The 18,717-nt window shown below is 57.3% G+C and carries 19 protein-coding genes; 17 read left to right on the forward strand and 2 right to left on the reverse strand.

The window, feature by feature from the left end; all coding sequences use genetic code 11:
- Nucleotides 1–20 precede the first annotated feature (20 nt).
- From HNR65_RS09215 to HNR65_RS09295, 17 genes are all read left to right on the forward strand, one after another.
- Complete coding sequence (locus HNR65_RS09215) at nt 21–1,061, forward strand: FecCD family ABC transporter permease (protein WP_181551198.1); 1,041 nt, start codon at nt 21–23, stop codon at nt 1,059–1,061.
- Nucleotides 1,051–1,824 (forward strand): ABC transporter ATP-binding protein, encoded by a 774-nt coding sequence (locus tag HNR65_RS09220; protein ID WP_181551199.1) that lies wholly within the window; start codon nt 1,051–1,053, stop codon nt 1,822–1,824. The genes HNR65_RS09215 and HNR65_RS09220 overlap by 11 nt, the downstream gene beginning before the upstream one ends.
- Entirely contained in the window at nt 1,817–2,824 is a 1,008-nt protein-coding gene (locus HNR65_RS09225) for an ABC transporter substrate-binding protein (protein ID WP_232364722.1), read from the forward strand. Before HNR65_RS09220 ends, HNR65_RS09225 begins: the two co-directional genes overlap by 8 nt.
- Before the next feature lie 457 nt (nt 2,825–3,281).
- The gene (locus HNR65_RS09230; protein WP_220128336.1) at nt 3,282–4,691 is read left to right on the forward strand and encodes a cobyrinic acid a,c-diamide synthase CobB; all 1,410 of its coding nucleotides are present in this window, start codon (nt 3,282–3,284) and stop codon (nt 4,689–4,691) included.
- Nucleotides 4,678–5,298: a precorrin-8X methylmutase gene (locus HNR65_RS09235; protein WP_181551200.1), complete on the forward strand. Its 621-nt coding sequence runs from the start codon at nt 4,678–4,680 to the stop codon at nt 5,296–5,298. The genes HNR65_RS09230 and HNR65_RS09235 overlap by 14 nt, the downstream gene beginning before the upstream one ends.
- On the forward strand, nt 5,298–6,026 hold the full coding sequence (cobI, locus tag HNR65_RS09240; RefSeq protein ID WP_332309022.1) for a precorrin-2 C(20)-methyltransferase: 729 nt from the start codon (nt 5,298–5,300) through the stop codon (nt 6,024–6,026). Before HNR65_RS09235 ends, cobI begins: the two co-directional genes overlap by 1 nt.
- Entirely contained in the window at nt 6,019–7,068 is a 1,050-nt protein-coding gene (locus HNR65_RS09245) for a nucleoside recognition protein (protein ID WP_181551201.1), read from the forward strand. Before cobI ends, HNR65_RS09245 begins: the two co-directional genes overlap by 8 nt.
- 32 nt (nt 7,069–7,100) lie before the next feature.
- Complete coding sequence (gene cbiD / locus HNR65_RS09250; protein ID WP_181551202.1) at nt 7,101–8,210, forward strand: cobalt-precorrin-5B (C(1))-methyltransferase CbiD; 1,110 nt, start codon at nt 7,101–7,103, stop codon at nt 8,208–8,210.
- Nucleotides 8,207–9,424 (forward strand): precorrin-6y C5,15-methyltransferase (decarboxylating) subunit CbiE, encoded by a 1,218-nt coding sequence (gene cbiE, locus HNR65_RS09255; protein ID WP_181551203.1) that lies wholly within the window; start codon nt 8,207–8,209, stop codon nt 9,422–9,424. The genes cbiD and cbiE overlap by 4 nt, the downstream gene beginning before the upstream one ends.
- Before the next feature lie 248 nt (nt 9,425–9,672).
- On the forward strand, nt 9,673–10,455 hold the full coding sequence (cobM, locus tag HNR65_RS09260; protein ID WP_181551204.1) for a precorrin-4 C(11)-methyltransferase: 783 nt from the start codon (nt 9,673–9,675) through the stop codon (nt 10,453–10,455).
- A complete protein-coding gene (locus tag HNR65_RS09265) occupies nt 10,442–11,491 on the forward strand; it encodes a cobalt-precorrin 5A hydrolase (protein WP_181551205.1) in 1,050 nt (349 codons plus the stop codon). Before cobM ends, HNR65_RS09265 begins: the two co-directional genes overlap by 14 nt.
- 26 nt (nt 11,492–11,517) lie before the next feature.
- A complete protein-coding gene (cobJ, locus tag HNR65_RS09270) occupies nt 11,518–12,252 on the forward strand; it encodes a precorrin-3B C(17)-methyltransferase (RefSeq protein ID WP_232364723.1) in 735 nt (244 codons plus the stop codon).
- 2 nt (nt 12,253–12,254) lie between these two features.
- Nucleotides 12,255–13,775: a cobyric acid synthase gene (locus HNR65_RS09275; protein WP_181551207.1), complete on the forward strand. Its 1,521-nt coding sequence runs from the start codon at nt 12,255–12,257 to the stop codon at nt 13,773–13,775.
- Complete coding sequence (locus HNR65_RS09280) at nt 13,772–14,881, forward strand: aminotransferase class I/II-fold pyridoxal phosphate-dependent enzyme (RefSeq protein ID WP_181551208.1); 1,110 nt, start codon at nt 13,772–13,774, stop codon at nt 14,879–14,881. The genes HNR65_RS09275 and HNR65_RS09280 overlap by 4 nt, the downstream gene beginning before the upstream one ends.
- Complete coding sequence (gene cbiB / locus HNR65_RS09285; RefSeq protein WP_181551209.1) at nt 14,881–15,834, forward strand: adenosylcobinamide-phosphate synthase CbiB; 954 nt, start codon at nt 14,881–14,883, stop codon at nt 15,832–15,834. The genes HNR65_RS09280 and cbiB overlap by 1 nt, the downstream gene beginning before the upstream one ends.
- Before the next feature lie 140 nt (nt 15,835–15,974).
- On the forward strand, nt 15,975–16,160 hold the full coding sequence (locus tag HNR65_RS09290) for a hypothetical protein (RefSeq protein ID WP_181551210.1): 186 nt from the start codon (nt 15,975–15,977) through the stop codon (nt 16,158–16,160).
- Nucleotides 16,161–16,172: 12 nt separating this feature from the next.
- Nucleotides 16,173–17,087, forward strand: a complete 915-nt coding sequence (locus tag HNR65_RS09295) for an ADP-ribosylglycohydrolase family protein (RefSeq protein ID WP_181551211.1) — start codon at nt 16,173–16,175, stop codon at nt 17,085–17,087.
- On the opposite strand, the gene HNR65_RS09300 is transcribed toward HNR65_RS09295, so the two are convergent.
- On the reverse strand, nt 17,082–17,183 hold the full coding sequence (locus tag HNR65_RS09300; RefSeq protein ID WP_181551212.1) for a MetS family NSS transporter small subunit: 102 nt from the start codon (nt 17,181–17,183) through the stop codon (nt 17,082–17,084). The genes HNR65_RS09295 and HNR65_RS09300 overlap by 6 nt on opposite strands.
- A 26-nt stretch (nt 17,184–17,209) precedes the next feature.
- Entirely contained in the window at nt 17,210–18,691 is a 1,482-nt protein-coding gene (locus tag HNR65_RS09305; protein ID WP_181551213.1) for a sodium-dependent transporter, read from the reverse strand.
- Between the last annotated feature and the right edge of the window lie 26 nt (nt 18,692–18,717).

Genomic DNA, 18,717 nt, shown 5'->3' on the forward strand with positions numbered 1-18,717 from the left:
TGAAATCAGATAAATTGGGCATGCTTCGATTTTTTCCGCTTTGGCCGCAGCTTGTGGTGCTGACCGGGGTGCTGGTGGTTCTGGCTGCTGCGGCCGCGGGCATGGGGCATGTGCAGGTGGGTTTTTTCGATGTCTTGCGCATAACCGGGTCCGCGGTCTCCGGCATTGCCGAACTGGCCGCCGACATTGACCCCATTGCCCGGGCCGCGGTCATCGAAGTGCGTCTGCCGCGCATCCTTGTGGCCGCGCTGGTGGGCGGGGCCCTGGGGGTGTCGGGCGCGGTGTATCAGGGCATTTTGTTAAACCCCCTTGCAGATCCCTATACCCTGGGCGTTTCCGCGGGGGCGGCCTTCGGGGCCTCTGTTGCGATTCTGATCAATGTGAGCATGCTCGGGGGTTTTTCCGTGCCTTTGTTTGCCTTTGCCGGGGCCGTGGCAACGCTGATGATTGTCATGTATCTGGCCTCTTCAGCCGGGGGATATTCGTCGAGCAACCTGATCTTGTCCGGCATTATTGTAGCGGCCATCCTGTCTGCGGGCATCAGCTTTATCAAGTACATGGCAGATGAGCGGGTCTCAGTGATCATTTTCTGGCTCATGGGAAGCCTGGCCTCAAAAACCTGGGCAGATGCCGGGCTTCTGGCAGGGGTGACAGCGCTGGGCACGGGTGTGTGCCTGTTTTTTGCAAGGGATCTGAACCTGATGTCTCTTGGCACCCGCACGGCCGCATCCATGGGAACATCTGTTCAAAGACTTTCTCCGGCACTTCTGGTCTGCGTGAGTTTGATGGCCGCAATCTGCGTATCAGTTTCAGGTATTATCGGATTTGTGGGGCTTTTGGTGCCCCATCTGGTCAGAAGCATCTGCGGCCCGGACCACAGCCGGCTTATTCCGGTATCGCTGCTCATTGGTGCCATTTTGCTGCTGGCCGCAGACACGGTCACCCGGGCCCTGCTTCCCAGCGAACTGCCCATCGGCGTGCTCACAGCGTTGATCGGCGGACCGTTTTTCTGCTGGGTGTTTCGCAGGCGGCAAATGGGGGCAATGGGCCATGGGTTTTGATATCAGCGGAGTTTTTTATTCCTACGGCACCCGGCGCGCCATTGACGGAGTGAGCCTTTCGCTTGTACCCGGGCGCTTTTACGCGGTGATCGGCCCCAACGGGTCGGGCAAAACAACCCTGATGGACCTGATGTGCCGGCACAAAAATCCGGATTCCGGAAATATTTTTCTAAACGGCCGGGCCCTTGTGCAGTATTCCAGCCGGGCCCTGGCCAGACAGGTGGCCCTGGTACCCCAGGAATACCGGGTGAATTTTCCATACACTGCAGAAGAGGTGGTGGCCATGGCCCGATATCCCCATCTGCCCCGGTTTTCTTCTCCCACTGCCGAAGATATGGAAGTGGTCAGCTGCGCCATGGCCGAGTGCAAAGCCGAAGACCTGGCCGACCGGTTCATGACCGAGCTTTCCGGCGGCGAAAAACAGCGGATCGTATTTGCCCGGGCCCTGGCCCAGCAAACCGCGGTGCTGCTGCTCGATGAGCCCTGCGCCAATCTCGATATCCGCCACGGCCTCGGCCTGCTGGAGTCGGCGGCCAAACGGGTGAGATCCCAAAACATCACCGTGGCCGCGGTCATGCATGACATCAATCTTGCGCTCAGGTACGCAGATGATCTCATACTGATGAACCAGGGAAGAATTGTTTCAAACGGGCCGGTGGAAAACACTCTGGAGCGCGGGGTCTTAAAACAGATATTCGGCGTTGATGCCCGTATCCGGACAGATTCGGCCATAAACGCACCACAGGTGACCTTTGTTGGATAAACGTTTACAATTTTTCATACTTGTTTTTGCTGCCCTGCTTTTTGCGGCAACCCCGGTACGGGCTGAAAGCCGGACCATGGCCCTTGTGGGCAAACACGCGGTGCGCGACTGCGCAGGCAGACAAATCCGGGCGGAAAAACCCTTTTCCCGCATTATTTCCCTGTACGGGGCCCACACGGAAAACCTCTTTGCCTTGGGACTGGACAAAGAAATTATCGGCGTGGGCCGGCACCCGGATTATCCGGAAAAAGCCAGGAAAAAACCCGGGTTTTCCCCCCAGGACGGCCCGGAAAAATTTCTTGCAGCCCGGCCTGATCTGGTGCTCGTGCGCCCCATGCTCGACCGGGGCTATGAACCCCTGATGAACCAATTGGAAAAATTTGACATCCGGGTGGTCTCGCTTCAGCCCGGCAATGTAGAAGAGATGAAAACCTACTGGCGCATCCTGGGACGGCTTACCGGCCAGAAGGATGCTGCAGAGAAAATGATCGCCCATTTTGACAAAGGCGTCAAACAGGCCCGACTTCTGGCCCAACAGATCCCTGAGAAAAAAAGGGTTTATTTCGAAGCCATCCACGACCGGTTCAAGACCTTTACCCCGGATTCCATGCCGGTTTTTGCCCTGGAGTGCGCCGGGGGTATCAATGCCGCAGACGATGTCAGCCGGGTACGCAACACCAATATCGCAGAATTCGGCAGGGAACGGATCATGGCAAGAGGCGGGCAGATCGACGTGTACCTGGCCCAGAACGGGCCCATGAACAACGTTGATGTCAAAGACATTGAAAACGAGCCAGGCTACAAGGTAATCAAGGCGGTCAAACAAGGCGAAATTTATATCGTGGACGAACAGATCGTGGCCCGCCCCACCCTGCGGCTGCTCAAAGGCATATGGACAATCGGGGAGATCCTGTATCCGGGGGTTTATACGAAAGAGACGGTTGGCGAGATACTCGGGGCAGAGGTCAGAAGGCAGAGGTCAGTAGACAGTGGTCAGTAAGTTTTAGGTTTCAGTTATCAGTTACCAATGGGCACCGGTAAATTAGGCTTTTTGAGCGGTTTGGGGATTGGAAGCAGTTTTTCTTGTGTTGTTCCGGTTCTGACGGGGGTCGGGCAAGGGGCGGCGGGGTGGTTTGTCAAGCTGCATTGAGCGTTTTCGCCAAAAGATCCGGCCGGGGCCGGAGCCATTGGAATTTCAAACTGTCTGAGGGCGGCAGCCCGAGTTTTTGAAATTCCGGCGGAGGCACCGGCCGGATCGGCGAAAACGGTCAGCAGCGAACAAACCGCCCCGCTGCCCCGCACAACAACGTGGCAAGCATGTTTTTTTTGCAGAGCGGGCGGTTACTTGACAGCCCCGCAAAGCTTTTACACGGCTTGAAGCCTGTCAGGAAGGAAGCCCGGGAAAAAACGATAATGGCAATATTTTTTCAAGCTACTTACATGTACGGAAAAACCGGATGGATGCAAAAAAAATCAAAGGTATAGTGGTGGCTGCGCCGGCTAGCGGCAGCGGCAAGACCACCATCACCCTGGGCCTGCTGGCCGCCCTGACAAGAAAGGGCATTGATACGGCGGCCTTCAAGATCGGCCCGGACTTCATTGACCCGGGCCTGCACGGGGAGATCACCGGACAACCCGGGCGCAACCTGGACGGCTGGATGCTGGATCATGATACCAACATAGACATCTTTGCCCGGGGGGCGGAGGGTTCAGACATGGCCGTGGTTGAAGGGGTCATGGGATTGTATGACGGTTTTTCCGGGGCATCCGAGGCCGGATCCACCGCCCAGATGTCCAAATGGCTGGACCTGCCGGTGCTTTTGGTGGTGGATGCCGGCCGGATGGCCAGAAGCTTTGCCGCCCTGGTCAAGGGCTTTGCGGCATTTGATCCAAAAGTGCGCTTTTGCGGAGTTGTGGCCAACAACGCCGGCAGCCCGGCACACATCCGGTATCTGGAAGAGGCCATGGCTGATGTCCCTGAAATTGCCCTTCTGGGAGCGATTCCAAAGGATGCCGCCGCCGGTATCCCGGAGCGGCACCTGGGGCTTTTTACCGCAGAAGACAAGGTGGTCTGCCAGCAAAAAACCCATGCCCTGGCCAATCTGGTCTCAAATCACATAGATCTCGACGGATTGATCAGCGGACTTGATGCAATCGCCCTAAAACAGACTGCTGACCGGCTCCGGCCTGAACCTGCCGTGCGGGTGGCCGTGGCAAGGGATTCGGCCTTTTGCTTTTATTACCAAGACAACCTGGACGTGCTCGAAGAACACGGCTGCGAAATCGTATTTTTCTCTCCTGTCAATGATGCTGACCTGCCGGAAAACATCCACGGCATCTATCTCGGCGGGGGATACCCGGAATTGTACGCCAAAGCCCTGTCTGAAAATGTGTCCATGCGCCATGCCCTTCTGGCTGCGGCCCGGGCAAACATGCCGGTATACGCTGAATGCGGAGGCTTTATGTATTTGTGCAAAAGCCTGGAAGACCAAAACGGCGGGGTTTTTGAAATGGCCGGGGTATTTGCATTTCAGACAGTCATGGCAAAACAGCTCTGCGCCCTTGGCTACCGGCAGATCCGGTTTCTGGAAAATACTCCCCTGGGCCCTTCAGGCACGGTTGTGCGCGGCCATGAGTTCCATTACTCTTTTATCCGGAATCCAAAGTCGGAGCAAGCAGGCCGGGACGTCTATGAAACCGCTGATCGGGCGGGCAAGACCCGCACCGCACCGGGCTGGCTGGCCAACCAGTGCCTGGGCAGTTACGTGCACCTGCATTTCCGGAGCCAACCCCAAACCGGCCGCAACTTTGCAACCGCATGTGCAGCATTTCAAAACAAAAGGAAAAATATTCATGAAACCCCATGAAATTGAAGAATTAAGCTTTTCCATCATCGAACAGGAAGCCGCGCCCCACGGGTTTGAACCCTCGCAATGGCGGATTGTCTCGCGCATGATCCACACCAGCGCGGATTTTGAATACCTGCAGAGTGTGCGCTTCCACCCCGAGGCCATATCCGCCGGAATCCGGGCCATACAAAACGGGCAGACCATTTTCACGGACACCAACATGGCCAAAGCCGGCATCCGCAAAACCGATGCAGCCAAATTCGGCTGCCGGGTGGAGTGCTTAATGGAGGCCCCGGAGGTGAAAAAACAGGCCGACGCAAATGGCAGCACCCGGGCTGCCGCAGCAGTGGATGCGGCAGCAAATCAGGTCAAAGACGGCATTTTCGTGGTGGGAAACGCGCCCACGGCCCTTATGCGCATTATTGAACAAATTAAGGCCGGCCGCACTGCACCTGCCCTGGTGGTGGGCCTGCCGGTGGGGTTTGTCAACGCGGCTGAATCCAAACAGATGCTGAACCGGGCGGATGTTCCTCATATCACCAATGTCGGCAGAAAAGGCGGGTCAGCCGTGGCTGCGGCTGTGATCAACGCCCTGCTGAAACTGACGGCTGAAAAAGGAGAGTAATGATGGAAAACTCATACGGAACACTTTACGGCATCGGTGTGGGCCCGGGAGACCCTGAGCTGATCACCCTCAAGGCGATCCGGATCCTGGCACAGGTGGAAGTGGTCTACACGGCCAGTTCCACCAAAAACGATTACAGCCTGGCGGTTTCCATTGCCCGGCCCCATATCCCGGACAGCGCGGAAATCCAAAACCTGGGTTTTCCCATGAGCAAGGACAAAGAGATATTGAAACAAGCCTGGGAGAAAAACGCGCAAATCGTGGCCGACACCCTGGAACAGGGGAAAAATGCCGCTTTTCTCACCCTTGGCGACTGCCTGACCTATTCCACCTACTCTTACCTGGCCAGGCATCTCCAGCGGATCGCACCTGATACACCAACGGTTGCAATACCGGGCATAACATCCTATCATGCCGCAGCCGCCCGCCTGCAGCGGCCTCTGGCTGAAGGAGAGCAGTCCCTGCTGATCGTATCGGGCTGTCACGGCGGGGACAAGCTGCGGCAAATGGGTAATTATGCAGACAACGTGATTTTTTTAAAGGCATACAAAAATGCCGCAGACATCACCCGTGCCATTGATGAGCGGGGATGGCGGGAAAACTCGGTAGGCATTGTTTCCTGCAGCCTGCCCGAAGAGCGGGTCATCGAAAATATCAACGAGTTTGAAACCGCGCGCCCGGACTACTGGACCCTGATTTTCTCCGGGAAAAAAAACGGACATGAATAAAAAGGCAGCACAGCCCAAATACCGTCGGCTTTTGATATCCCTGGGGATATCAGCGACCATGGCAGCCGCCGGCATGATCACAATCGAGGCCATCACCCCGGCCGTTGCCGCAGACAAGCTGGCAATTCCCCTGGCCCGGCTCTGTATGTTTATCGGCATGGGCCTGGCCGTGGCCCAGGTGATTGAATCCAGGGGCTGGACCCGGCGGCTGGGTGCGGTGGCAGCACCCCTGTTTTCCTATGCCCACCTGGGCACGCGCTGCAGTGCGGCTTTTTCCACGGCCTTTTTTTCAGGGGTGGCGGCCAATTCCATGCTGGTGGATTTCTACAATGACAACAAAATCACCCGGCAGCAGATGTTTCTCACCAATTTTATCAACCAGCTGCCGGCCTATTTCCTGCATCTGCCCACGACCTTTTTCATCGTAGTACCCCTGACAAAAACCGCCGGTTTAATCTATTTCGCACTGACCCTGGCCGCAACCCTTTTGCGCACAATGGTTTTTGTGATCTGGGGCCGGCTCTTTGTTGCCCCGACAGCCGGAAATGATGAGCAGGCAGGTGAATTCCGGCAGACCGAAGCGGAACAGAAAGGGGCCTGGGCGGTATTGAAAAAACGACTGCCCGGACGTTTTGCCGCAATTCTCACATACGTGGTGCCCATTTACACAGCCGTGTATTTTGCAGCCGGCCTGGGGACATTTGAAGTTCTTCGCACCTGGATGACCCGGGCCGTGACCCTCCAGGCCCTGCCCGTGGAGGCCTTTTCCGTGGTGATCTTAAGCTTTGTGGCGGAATTCACCTCCGGATTTGCTGCAGCCGGCGCCCTGCTTGACCAGGGGGTGATCAGTGTCAAGCAGACCGTGATCGCCCTGATTGCCGGAAACATCATTGCATTTCCGGTCCGGGCACTTCGCCATCAACTGCCGCGCTACATGGGCATTTTCCAGCCCAAAACCGGGGCCCAGCTGCTGCTGCTGGGCCAGTTTTTCCGGGTGGCAAGCCTGGTGGCGGTCACCGCAATTTATTATGTTTTGGGGTAAAAGCCGTTTCAGACTGCAAGCTGCGAGGTCAAGTGACAGGCAAAAAATCCAGACGCAAACTCAAAGCCGGTTTTACCACCGGAACCGCTGCTGCGGCAGCGGCAAAGGCGGCTGTGCTGGCGCTGATAGACAAACACCCACCCGCTGAAGTCAGGGTAGCCCTTCTGACCGGGGATTTCATCAAAATTGCCGTGCACGGGTGCACCGTGGAAAATGCCGCCACTGCCTCGGCCACGGTGATCAAGGATGCCGGCGATGACCCGGATGCCACGCACAGGGCTGAAATCGGGGCCCGGGTCACGCTTTTGGAGCCCGGAGAAGAACTTGTGATCACCGGCGGCCCGGGCGTTGGCCGCATTACCCGGCCGGGGCTGGAAAAGGCCCCGGGCAGCCCGGCCATCAATCCCGGGCCGGAAAAAATGATCCGGCAATCAGTCAAACAGGTTTTCGATGATTTCGCAGATGCGCGCGGGGCTGAGATTGAGATCTTTGTCCCGGAGGGAGAGAAAATCGCCAAACACACATTAAACGCCCGGCTCGGAATTATCGGCGGCATCTCCATTCTCGGCACCACCGGGGTGGTCAAACCCATGAGCCATGAAGCCTATATTGCCACCATTTCCTCTGGCATGTCCGTGGCAAGGGCCGCAGGAAGCGATCTTGTGGTGTGCACCACCGGCCGCAGAAGCGAGCGCTACGCACAGGCCCTGTTTTCCGATCTGCCGGAGCCGGCCTTTGTCCAGATCGGGGATTATTTTGAAAAATCCATGCAAATGGCCGGCGATTACGGTTTTACCCGGGCGGTGCTGGCCGTGTTTTTCGGCAAGGCCGTGAAAATAGCCCAGGGAGCGGCCCATACCCACGCGGCCAAATCCCGCATGGGACTGGAAACCCTGGCTGGATGGGTGCAAAAGCAATGCCCGCACAAAGCAGTGGCCCGGCAGGTGGCAAGTGCCAACACCGCCAGGGAGGCATTTTTCATGCTCCGGGAGCACTGCCCGCAAATATTTGCAGACACAGCCGTGCGCATGATTGCATCGGCTGACGGGTTTGCCGGCGGCCGTTTACAGATCCGTGCCATTATATTTGATTATGACGGCGGTGTGTGCGCAGACCACACAGAGACGAAAGGGGCATCATGAAAAACCGCATACACACTGTGGGCATGGGCATGGGCCGGGCCGACCTGTCCCAAAGGCACATGGAAGTCATTGAAAATGCGGACTTTCTGGTGGGAACGGAACGCCATCTCAACTGGTTTGCCCATCACCGGGCAAAAAAGCGCAAAATCGATTCACCCATGTCCGGGGTGCTGGCAGATATTGAAACTTTTGTGCAATCCGGGACAGTGGCTGTACTGGCAAGCGGAGATCCGCTTTTCTACGGCATCGGCACCACCCTGATCCGGCATTTCGGAGGCGATGCAGTGACGGTTTATCCCAACATCTCGTCCATGGCTGCCGCGTTTGGCCGTATTAACCGCTCCTGGCAGGAGGCCGCAGCCGTGAGCATGCACGCAAGAGACGGCCGGCGCGTTCTTCTCCAAGCCCTGGCCGCGGCAAAACCGGTGTTTGTGCTCACCGACCCGGAAAACAGCCCGGACCGGGTAGCCCAAATGGTGCTGCAGGATTTTTCCGGAGATGTGGATATCTGGGTTGCCGAGCGCATGGGCCACCAGGACGAGTGCATCCACAACCCGGACATCAGCCAGGCAGCCGGACAGACATGGCGCACGCCCAATTGCGTGATACTGGTTCCAAAGCCGGCATCACGGCCCGGCCCGGCGCTTTTTCCGGGTCTGCCCGAGGATAGCTACGCGCACAAACAGGGCATGATCACCAAGGCCGAAATCCGGGCGGTGGTGTTTTCAAAGCTTTGCCCCCAGCCCGGGGACGTGTTCTGGGACCTGGGAGCGGCAAGCGGGTCCGTGGCAATTGAGGCGGCTTTTTTCATGAGCGTCGGCCGGATTTTTGCAGTGGAAAAAAATCCGGAACGGGCCGCAAACATCCGCACAAATGCGGAAAAATTCGCACCGAACCGGGTGGCGGTGGTCGAAGATGACATTTCCGAGGCAATCAAAAACCTGCCTGATCCGGACCGGATATTTGTGGGCGGGGGCGGAAAAGATCTCGAAGCAATCCTTTTGGAGGCCTGCCCCCGGCTGGCATCAAAGGGCAGGATTGTGATCAATGTCGTGGTCCTGGAAAATCTGGGCACATGCCTGGCTGTTTTAAAAAATCTCGGGCTTGCCGCAGAAGTGGTCCAGGTCCAGATCAGCCGGTCTTCGCAAATGGCTGCGGGCATGCGCATGGCCGCACACAATCCGGTTTTTGTTGTAACCGGTGAAAAACCTTGATGGTTTCGTAAAACGCTTTTTATGCCGCCTGGCATCTTTGCACACAGTCGGCCATGATGCCGGCCCGGGGGTGGTTTGCGAGTCGCATTGAGCGCGTAAGCGGTCAGCAGGGAGCAAACCACCACCGGGCCGGCATCATGCGAAAATTATAGAACCAAGCACTAACAGCAACTTTGTTGATGTTACTTGGAAGTTTTCAGATGGCGCCGTAATCATTGGATAAAGCTACAAAAAAAGGAATTGAAACAATGACCCAGTACCCAGTGCAGTTTGTGGGAGCCGGTCCGGGTGATCCCGAACTGATCACCGTCAAGGGAAAGCATGCCCTGGAAACAGCCGATTTGGTGGTTTATGCCGGATCACTTGTCCCGGATGCAGTGCTTACATGGGCCGGCAAGGATGCGCGCCTGGAAAACAGCGCAGAAATGGACCTGGAAGCAATCGTGGATATAATGGCGCAAACGCATTTCAACAGCGGCCGGGTGGTGCGGCTGCACTCTGGTGATCCGTCCCTGTACGGGGCCATTGCCGAACAACTGCGAATTCTGGAACAAAAGGGCGTTGCCTGCCGTATCATTCCCGGGGTCACGGCGGCCTTTGCCGCTGCAGCCGCCCTGAAAGTCGAATACACCCTGCCGGAAGTCAGCCAGAGCCTGATTTTAACGCGCATGCAGGGCCGCACCCCGGTGCCGGAAAAGGAAAACCTGGCTTCCCTGGCCGCCCACCAGACCAGCATGGCCGTCTACCTGTCTGCCGGTCTTGCAGACAAGCTCCAGGAAGTGCTTGCAGCCAATTACGGCCCGGATGCCCCTGTTGCCGTTGTCTGCAGGGCCTCACACAAGGATGAAAAAGTCCTTTGGACAACGGCGGCAGACCTGGAAGAAACCATGAAAGCGGCTCAAATTTCCCGCCAGGCCCTGGTCATTGCCGGCCCGGCCTTAGAGGCTCAGAAAAACCGGGATTTTTCCGCTTCCAAGCTTTATGACAAAACCTTTACCCACGGATACCGAAAGGGCCATGGATCAAAATAACCAGAAACCCGCTGTGGCGGTTTGGGTTGTCACCCCCAAAGGCGCAGGGATTGCGCAGCGCATTGCCGGCAGCCTTGAAAACGTCACTGTCCATGCCGGCAAAAGTGCAGGCGGCCCTGAAGACGCGCTTTTTTTTGACAGCATGGCCAGGGCGGTGGAAAAACACTTCCGGTCCTATGACGCCCACGTGTTTGTCATGGCCACGGGCATTGCCGTTCGCATGATCGGCCCCCTGCTGGATTCCAAGCATGTTGATCCGGCCGTTGTAGCGGTTGACGAGTCAGCCGCTTTTGCCGTCAGTCTTGTTTCCGGGCATCTGGGCGGGGCAAACGCCTGGGCGGAAAAAATTGCGGCCATCACCGGGGCGTGCCCGGTGATCACCACCGCCACAGACCGCGCCGGGGTGCCGGCAATCGATCTGCTGGCCAAACAACACGGCCTGACACCCAATAACCCGGAGGCCGTAAAGGCGGTAAGCATGGCCCTGATTTCCGGCAAAACCGTGCTGCGCTATGATCCCTACCAGGTGCTGGGCCCGGAGCTCGGCCAATGGACGCAAGATATCAGCACCCCGGATTTTGGCAGCCGGCCGGGCATATACGTCTGTCATCATTGCCCTGATTTGCCGGAAAACGTGCTCGTGCTGCGCCCGGCCTCTCTTGCCGTGGGCGTGGGGCTAAACAGCGGCACTGACGCCACGCAGTTGTGTGAAGCCGTGTACTCGGCATTTAAACGCCACCGGCTTTCGGTGAAAAGCATCCGGGAATTTGCCACCATTTGCGAAAAAACGCATGAACCCGGGCTCCGGGAAATGGCCCGGCATTTTGCCAGCCCGCTGACAGGTTACAGCCGGGCCGAACTAGCTGAAATCAGGGACGTGCCCACACCGTCTGAAACAGTTGAAAAACACATGGGAGTCAAGAGCGTATGCGAAGCAGCAGCCATCAAAGCCGCCCGATCCGGGCAGATTCTGGTGCCCAAACAGAAGACCAAAAACACCACAGTGGCAGTGGCGGCACTGGACTTTTTATTGTAGGCATCGGGCCCGGCGGCCCGGAGCACATGTCTTTGCGGGCAAAACAGGTCATTGAAAGCGTGCAGGTGTTGTGCGGATACACCACTTACATGGAACTGGTAAAGCCCCTGATCACAGACCAGCAGGTCATTTCCACGGGCATGACCCGGGAGGTCGACCGGGTGCAGCAGGCTGTGGAGACCGTACAGGCCGGCCGTAGCTGCGCGCTGATCTGCAGCGGGGATCCGGGCATATACGCCATGGCCGGCCTGGTCTTTGAAGTCTGCATCCAAAACCGGGTGTCGGCGGGCACTGGCCCCGGACAGGTGTCCATAGAAGTGGTGCCGGGCATTCCCGCACTGAGCGCGGGTGCGGCCCTTTTGGGGTCGCCGTTGATGCATGATTTCTGCGCCATTAGTTTAAGCGATCTGCTCACCCCGTGGGAGCTGATTGAAAAGCGCCTGCATGCCGCAGGCGCGGCCGACTTTGTCACCGTTCTCTACAATCCCAGGAGCAAAAAACGCAACTGGCAGCTCGATTGCGCCAGGCAGATCCTTTTGCAGCACCGCAGGGGAAACACGCCTGTGGGCCTTGTCACCTCGGCCATGCGGGAGGAGCAAAACATCGCCCTGACCACCCTGGCAGACCTGGACTGCGCGCAAGCGGGTATGCAGACAACGGTTTTTGTGGGAAACAGCCACACCTTTGTATCCGGGCCGCATATGATCACGCCCAGAGGGTATGGGGCAAAATACCAACTCCAATTTGATTCAGCAGGATAAAAATGACAAAGGAAACAAAACCCGCACCGTGTCTTGCCTTTCTGGGCACCGGCTCTGAGGTGGGAAAAAGCGTACTTGCCGCGGCCATGTGCCGGGTCCTGGCAAACCGGGGTTTCCGGGTGATGCCCTTTAAGGCCCAGAACATGTCCAACAATTCCGGGGTCACCCCGGAAGGCCTGGAAATGGGCCGGGCCCAAATCGTGCAGGCAGAGGCGGCCAAAACCGCCCCTCATGTGGACATGAACCCGGTGCTGTTAAAGCCCGCAGGCGACAACGGCTCCCAGGTAGTGGTCATGGGAAAGGCCACAGGCCACCAGCAGGCGGCACAGTATTACAGGGAAAAAAATGCGCTTTTCAAAACAGCGGCCGCAGCCCTTGACCGGCTGCGAACCGGGTGCGATGTTGTGATCATGGAGGGCGCCGGCTCATGTGCCGAGGTCAACCTCATGGACCGGGACTTTGTGAATCTGCCCATGGCCGCATACGCGGATGCACCCGTGGTGCTGGTGGCAGACATTGACAAGGGCGGGGTGTTTGCCCAGATCACCGGCACACTCCAGTGCCTGCCCCGCCATTTTTCCGACCGGATTGCCGGATTTGTGATCAACCGGTTCCGGGGAGATCCGGACCTGTTTACAGACGGTCTGACATGGCTTGAGCAAAAAACCCAGAAACCCGGCTTTGGGGTGATCCCGTGGTTTGACCATATCCGGATTGAGGCCGAAGATGCGGTATCCATTGAAAAAGCCGCTGCTGCTGCCGGGGCACCGGTCACCGGCCCGGCCGCGGCAGTGGTCCGGCTGCCCAGAATTTCGAATTTCACCGACTTTGATCCCCTGGATGCCGCAGACGGCCTGTCTGTGCATTTTATGGAGCAACCTGTGGATCTGTCGCCTTTTTGCGCAGTTATTCTGCCCGGCACCAAAAACACCCGGGCGGATCTGCAATGGCTGCACAAAAGCGGCTGGGCGCAAGCCATCCGGTCCTATCACCAAAACGGGGGGCATGTGCTGGGCATCTGCGGGGGATACCAGATGCTGGGAAAAAACGTCAGCGACCCCGAAGGGCTGGAAGGCGTACCCGGCACCACCCCGGGTCTGGGTCTTCTGCCTGTTGAAACCTTTCTGGCCGCCCCCAAAACCACCACCCTGGCCCGTTTTTTCTGGGATGAAACCGAGGGCAAGGGCTATGAGATCCATATGGGACAAACAAAACCTGTCCCGGCATCAGAATACGGAACGCCCTTATTTCGCGTAACAGCGCAAAACAGCCGGGCCTGCGATTTGGCCGACGGGTGCGTGAGCGCAGACAACCGGGTAATGGGCACATACATGCACGGCCTTTTTGACCGGCCGCAGATCCTTGAAAAATGGCTGGCCCATATGGGCGTTCACGGGGTCCGGGTCCCGGACCTGCAGGGGCCTGCAGCCAGGGACCATCAGTACGATCTGCTGGCACAACATTTTGAGGCCCACGCAGACATTGCCGCAATCATGGCCTGTCTTGGCATAAAGGAGGAATGATGATCCACGGACACGGCGGCAACATATTTGCCGCAGCGACGGCCCTGGGGTGCGCGCCCGAAGACATCACGGACATGAGCGCCAATATCAACCCCCTGGGCCCCATGCCCGGCCTGCTCCATCATCTGGCCGAAAACATCCATGGCGTATGCCGGCTTCCGGAAGTGGATGCCGGCCAGGCAGCGGCCGCCTTTGCAGATTTTGAGGATATGGACCGATCCGGGGTCATTGCCGGGGCCGGCACCACGGAATTTCTCTACCTGCTGCCCCGGGCCGCGAACATCAGTGCCGCAGTGGTGGTTGGGCCCACGTATGCGGACTATGCAGACGCCCTGGCCATCAACGGCGTGAAGCATGAATTTTTCATGCGTCATGACAGCCAGGGCTTTTCGATAGACCCGGACCGGCTCAAAACGGCTGCAAAAGGCGCGGATGCGGTTTTTTTGTGCAACCCCAACAATCCCACTGGCGGATACACGGACACCGATCTTTTGACAGACCTGGCCCGGGCCCTGCCCGACACCGTTTTTGTCATGGACGAATCCTACCTGCCCTTTGTTTCCGGGCACGGGGAAAAAAGCCTGGCCCATGCGGACCTGCCCAATGTGGTGGTGCTCAGGTCGCTTTCCAAAATGTACTGCATCCCGGGCCTGCGGGTGGGATTCTGCGCAGCCCCCAAAGGCCTTGCCCAAACAATCCGAAACCACTGCCCGCCCTGGAGTGTTAATGCCCAGGCCCAGCAGGCGGTGATCTTTATTGCCCAAAATCAGGACACGGCCGGAAAACATGAAGAAAAAACCCGGCAGTATCTCAAAGACCAGCGCGCCGTAATCCACCGGCGGCTTGCCGGCGTACCCGGCCTTCGGGTCCATGATTCGGATGCCACGTTTATTCTTTTGCAGGCCCGACATTTCACGGCAGCCGATGTGGCCGGCCGCATGCTCGAACACCGCCTCCTGATCCGGAACTGTGAAAATTTCAAGGGACTTGACAGCCGTTTTTTCCGGATATCCATCAAGGACCCGGACACAAATGTCAAAGCAGCAGACCTGATTGCCGGTTATGCCCGGGAACGCGCGCAGACGGCCGGCCGGGAGAACGCGTGATGGCCGGGCTGTCCTCCGCCTGGATCATCGCCGCCGCCCTGGTCCTGGATCTGCTCATGGGCGATCCGGCCCGTTTGCCTCACCCGGTGCGCCTGATGGGCACGGCCGCAGCCCGGCTGGAAAAACCTTTCCGAGCGCTTCTGTCCAATGAATTCACAGCCGGCCTGGGCTTTGCCGCAGTTCTGGTATCGGGGATTTACGTTATCACCCTGGCCGGGGTGGTGCTTGCCCATCTGGCGCATCCCGCGGCAGGAACGGTTTTGGAAATCCTGCTGGTCTATGCCTGCATCTGCCCGCGGTGTCTTTATGACGAGGCCGGAAAGGTGCATCAGGCCATAGCGGCCGGCCGCCTTGATCAGGCCCGGGCCCTGATAGCCATGCTGATTAGCCGGGATACGGCAAGCATGGATGAATCTGCCATCAGCCGGGCAGCCATTGAAACGGTTGCGGAAAATTTTGTTGACGGCGTGCTCACCCCCCTGTGTTTTGCCGCCATCCTGGGCGCGCCCGGAGCCATGGCCTTTAAAATGATCTCCACCTTAGACTCCATGGTGGGATATCGCACGTTAAAATATGAACAATTCGGAAAGCCTGCAGCCCGACTCGATGACGCAGCCAACTGGATTCCGGCAAGGCTTTGTGTGCCCGTCATCTCCCTGGCAGCCGCCCTGGTTTGCAAAACCGGCCGCAGGGCCTTTAAAACAGCCGTATCCGAAGGCGGCAATCACAAAAGCCCCAATGCCGGACGCCCGGAGGCCGCATTTGCCGGCGCTCTTGGCGTACGCCTGATCGGTCCGGGCATCTACCACGGCAGCCTTGTGGAAAAACCCTGGATCGGAACCGGTTTTCCCCTGCCCGGCCCGGATCACATACCCGCGGCCTGCCGCCTGATGATGGCCGCCACCCTGATTGCCGGAACGCTCATGATCGGCTTTCGGCTGATAATCGGATAGCATTCCTTATGGCCCGGTAACTGGTGGGGCTCTTGCCGGGCGCACACCCGGACCGGGATATCTGCGTTGCATTCCGGCCAATAATGATAATTATTTTGTTAGTGAAAACGTGGAGATGAATTCAACAAGGAAAATAAAACATGGAATACTTGATTATTATCATCCTGATAGCTGTTGCGCTGGGATTTTTCCTTTTCAGGAAAAACAGACCCGCAGATCCCGCTGTCACCCCGGCCGTTGAGGCCACATATATCTGTGATCAGTGCGGGGAGCATGAATGCATCTGCCGCAAAGATGAAAACGAACAAGACAAGGCATCAAAATAAGGAGTACCTGTCATGAGCGATAACGCCAAAGCCGCTGTGCTGGCCGCATTTGCCGCAGACAGCCTGGCCCTGGGCGCCCACTGGATCTATGACCCGGAAAAAATCCAGGCAGATTTCGGCAGAATCGAATCTCCGGTGTCACCGGGCCCGGATTCCTTTCACAAGACCAAAGACAAGGGGAATTTCACCCATTACGGGGATCAAATGCTGGTGCTGCTCCGGTCCATTGCGGAACAAAAGGCATTTGTGCCGGCTGATTTTTCCGAAAAATGGCGGGCTCTGTTTGACAACTACGACGGCTATATCGACAATGCCACCCGCAAGACCCTGGCCAATTATGAAAAAGGTGCTGGCCCGGAAAATGCGGGCTCATCGTCCAATGATCTGGCCGGGGCCGCCCGGATCGCACCGCTGATCCGCCTTTATCCCGGGGACCCGGAAAAGCTGGTGCAAGCCGCCCGCACCCAGACGGCCATGACCCATAACAATGAAGCTGTAATTGATGCAGCGGCATTTTTTGCCCGGGTGCTCCATGCGGTGCTCCATGGTTCGGCTCCTGCCGCAGCCATTGAAAACCTGGCAGAGGACGACGAATTTGCCATGTCCCCCATTTCCATGTATATCGGCCCGGGACTCAAATCCGCAAGCGAGCAGAGTGCTGATGCCATCGCCCGGTTCGGCCCGGCCTGTGAAATCGACCAGGCCCTGCCCGGCACCATTCATCTCATTGCCCGGTATGAAGACAATCTCAAAGAAGCACTGGTCCAGTCGGTGATGGCCGGCGGCGACAGCGCGGCCAGGGGAACTATCGCGGGGATGATCCTTGGCGCACATCTTGGCATGAAGCCGGTTTCCGGAGAATGGATCGAAAATGTCAACCGGATCGGAGAAATCCGCACGCTTCTGGATCAAATCACCGGTTTATAAGTGTCTTTTCTTCAGGGCGTTAAAAATGCACACAGCCGCACCGCCCCAGGTGACGGCCAGGCCGATGATCATCATGGCAATGGATCCGCTGCTCATTTCCGGTGATCCTCTATCCTATGCGATTATTTTGTTTTCTGGGCCCAGGCACTTTTCATGGATTGCAGCACAAAGCTCAAAAGCACAATGCCCGCCACCACGCACCAGCCGAACATGACCAGGGCGCTGCCGTCATAGCCCTCATAATTTTTCCGGATGTCGCCCACAAGGTTGGCCACGGCCATGTAGCCCAAGACAACCGGGGTGATCACTTTCAGGCAGAAATTCCACCAGGTGCCAATGGCAAAATCAGACAATGAATTGGCATACTGGCGAACGGTATCGAGTTTAAAAAACCAGGACAGCAAAATCACCTCCACCAGACCGGCAAACACGATTCCGAAGTTATTGATGAAATGATCCGTGATATCTAATATAAACAAACCGCCCCGGGTCATGAAAATCAGGCTCAGCATGAACCCAACCAGGCAAAACAGGCTGGTGGTAGGCTTTCTGTCCCAGCCGAACTTGTCAATCAGCGATGAGCAGCAGGCCTCGGAAATGGATATCATGGAACTGAGCCCGGCAAATACCAGGGACAGAAAAAACAAAAACCCGAAAAATTCCGGGGCCGGCAGCAGATTAACAGCCTCGGGGATGGTCACAAAGGCCATGCCCACACCCTGGGTGACAATCTCATGAAGTGCCACATCCTGTGTGGCCGCCATGTGCCCGAGCACCCCAAACACCATGATTCCGGCCAGCAGGCTGAATCCGCAATTGATAAACGCAGTCATCATGCCATTGTTGTTGATATCCGATTTTGCGGGCAAATAGCTTGAATAGGTGATCATGATGGCAAAGCAGACGCTCAGGGTAAAAAAGATCTGGCCGTAGGCTGCGGTCCAGACCCGGTAGTCGGCAATGGCGCTGAAATCCGGCCGAAACAGCCAGTCAATACCCTGGGCCGCCCCCTCCAGGGTCACGGCGCGCACCAGCATGATCAAAAGCAGCAGAAAAAGAAGCGGCATGAAAATCTTGTTGGCCAGTTCGATGCCCTTTTTCACGCCGCTGAACAAAATGATCCAGGTTACCGCCCACATGGCAATGGCAGCGGCAAATACCGGCCAGACAATGCCGCCCAGATCCATGGGCCCGTTGCTTAATTGCAAAAACTCATCAAAGAAAAACCTTTCCGGACTTGTGCCCCAGCCCAGGTCCAGGGCCAAAAAGGCGTAATTCAGGGCCCAGGAAATGACCACCACGTAATAGACACTGATGACAAAGGCCACCAGGGCCTGCCACCAGCCCAGCCACTCCCATTTTCCAAAGATGTTGAAAAAGGTCAGGGGTGCAGAACCGCGGTATTTGTGCCCCACCCCGAACTCAAGAATGATGATGGGAATGCCTGCGGTGAGCAGGGCAAAAAAATAGGGAATCAAAAAAGCGCCCCCGCCGTTGTCATAGGCCATGTAGGGAAACCGCCAGATGTTTCCCAGGCCGATGGCCGAGCCCACCGCAGCCAGAATAAATCCGCTTCTTGTACCCCATTGTTCCCGTTTTGCCATGTGATTCAAGCCTCCTGCAAAAAAAT

The organism is Desulfosalsimonas propionicica, assembly GCF_013761005.1.
GTDB classification, from domain to species: Bacteria; Desulfobacterota; Desulfobacteria; order Desulfobacterales; family Desulfosalsimonadaceae; genus Desulfosalsimonas; species Desulfosalsimonas propionicica.

What these genes read in the sequence shown, in the direction of transcription:
- HNR65_RS09275 (WP_181551207.1), top strand. Translation starts at nt 12,255, where the DNA reads ATGACAAAGGAAACAAAACCCGCACCGTGTCTTGCCTTTCTGGGCACC.
- HNR65_RS09215 (WP_181551198.1), top strand. Translation starts at nt 21, where the DNA reads ATGCTTCGATTTTTTCCGCTTTGGCCGCAGCTTGTGGTGCTGACCGGG.
- cobJ (WP_232364723.1), top strand. Translation starts at nt 11,518, where the DNA reads ATGTCTTTGCGGGCAAAACAGGTCATTGAAAGCGTGCAGGTGTTGTGC.
- cobI (WP_332309022.1), top strand. Translation starts at nt 5,298, where the DNA reads ATGATGGAAAACTCATACGGAACACTTTACGGCATCGGTGTGGGCCCG.
- HNR65_RS09245 (WP_181551201.1), top strand. Translation starts at nt 6,019, where the DNA reads ATGAATAAAAAGGCAGCACAGCCCAAATACCGTCGGCTTTTGATATCC.
- HNR65_RS09290 (WP_181551210.1), top strand. Translation starts at nt 15,975, where the DNA reads ATGGAATACTTGATTATTATCATCCTGATAGCTGTTGCGCTGGGATTT.
- HNR65_RS09300 (WP_181551212.1), bottom strand. Translation starts at nt 17,183, where the DNA reads ATGAGCAGCGGATCCATTGCCATGATGATCATCGGCCTGGCCGTCACC.
- HNR65_RS09295 (WP_181551211.1), top strand. Translation starts at nt 16,173, where the DNA reads ATGAGCGATAACGCCAAAGCCGCTGTGCTGGCCGCATTTGCCGCAGAC.
- cbiB (WP_181551209.1), top strand. Translation starts at nt 14,881, where the DNA reads ATGGCCGGGCTGTCCTCCGCCTGGATCATCGCCGCCGCCCTGGTCCTG.
- cbiE (WP_181551203.1), top strand. Translation starts at nt 8,207, where the DNA reads ATGAAAAACCGCATACACACTGTGGGCATGGGCATGGGCCGGGCCGAC.
- HNR65_RS09305 (WP_181551213.1), bottom strand. Translation starts at nt 18,691, where the DNA reads ATGGCAAAACGGGAACAATGGGGTACAAGAAGCGGATTTATTCTGGCT.
- HNR65_RS09265 (WP_181551205.1), top strand. Translation starts at nt 10,442, where the DNA reads ATGGATCAAAATAACCAGAAACCCGCTGTGGCGGTTTGGGTTGTCACC.
- cobM (WP_181551204.1), top strand. Translation starts at nt 9,673, where the DNA reads ATGACCCAGTACCCAGTGCAGTTTGTGGGAGCCGGTCCGGGTGATCCC.
- HNR65_RS09280 (WP_181551208.1), top strand. Translation starts at nt 13,772, where the DNA reads ATGATGATCCACGGACACGGCGGCAACATATTTGCCGCAGCGACGGCC.
- HNR65_RS09235 (WP_181551200.1), top strand. Translation starts at nt 4,678, where the DNA reads ATGAAACCCCATGAAATTGAAGAATTAAGCTTTTCCATCATCGAACAG.
- HNR65_RS09220 (WP_181551199.1), top strand. Translation starts at nt 1,051, where the DNA reads ATGGGTTTTGATATCAGCGGAGTTTTTTATTCCTACGGCACCCGGCGC.
- HNR65_RS09230 (WP_220128336.1), top strand. Translation starts at nt 3,282, where the DNA reads ATGGATGCAAAAAAAATCAAAGGTATAGTGGTGGCTGCGCCGGCTAGC.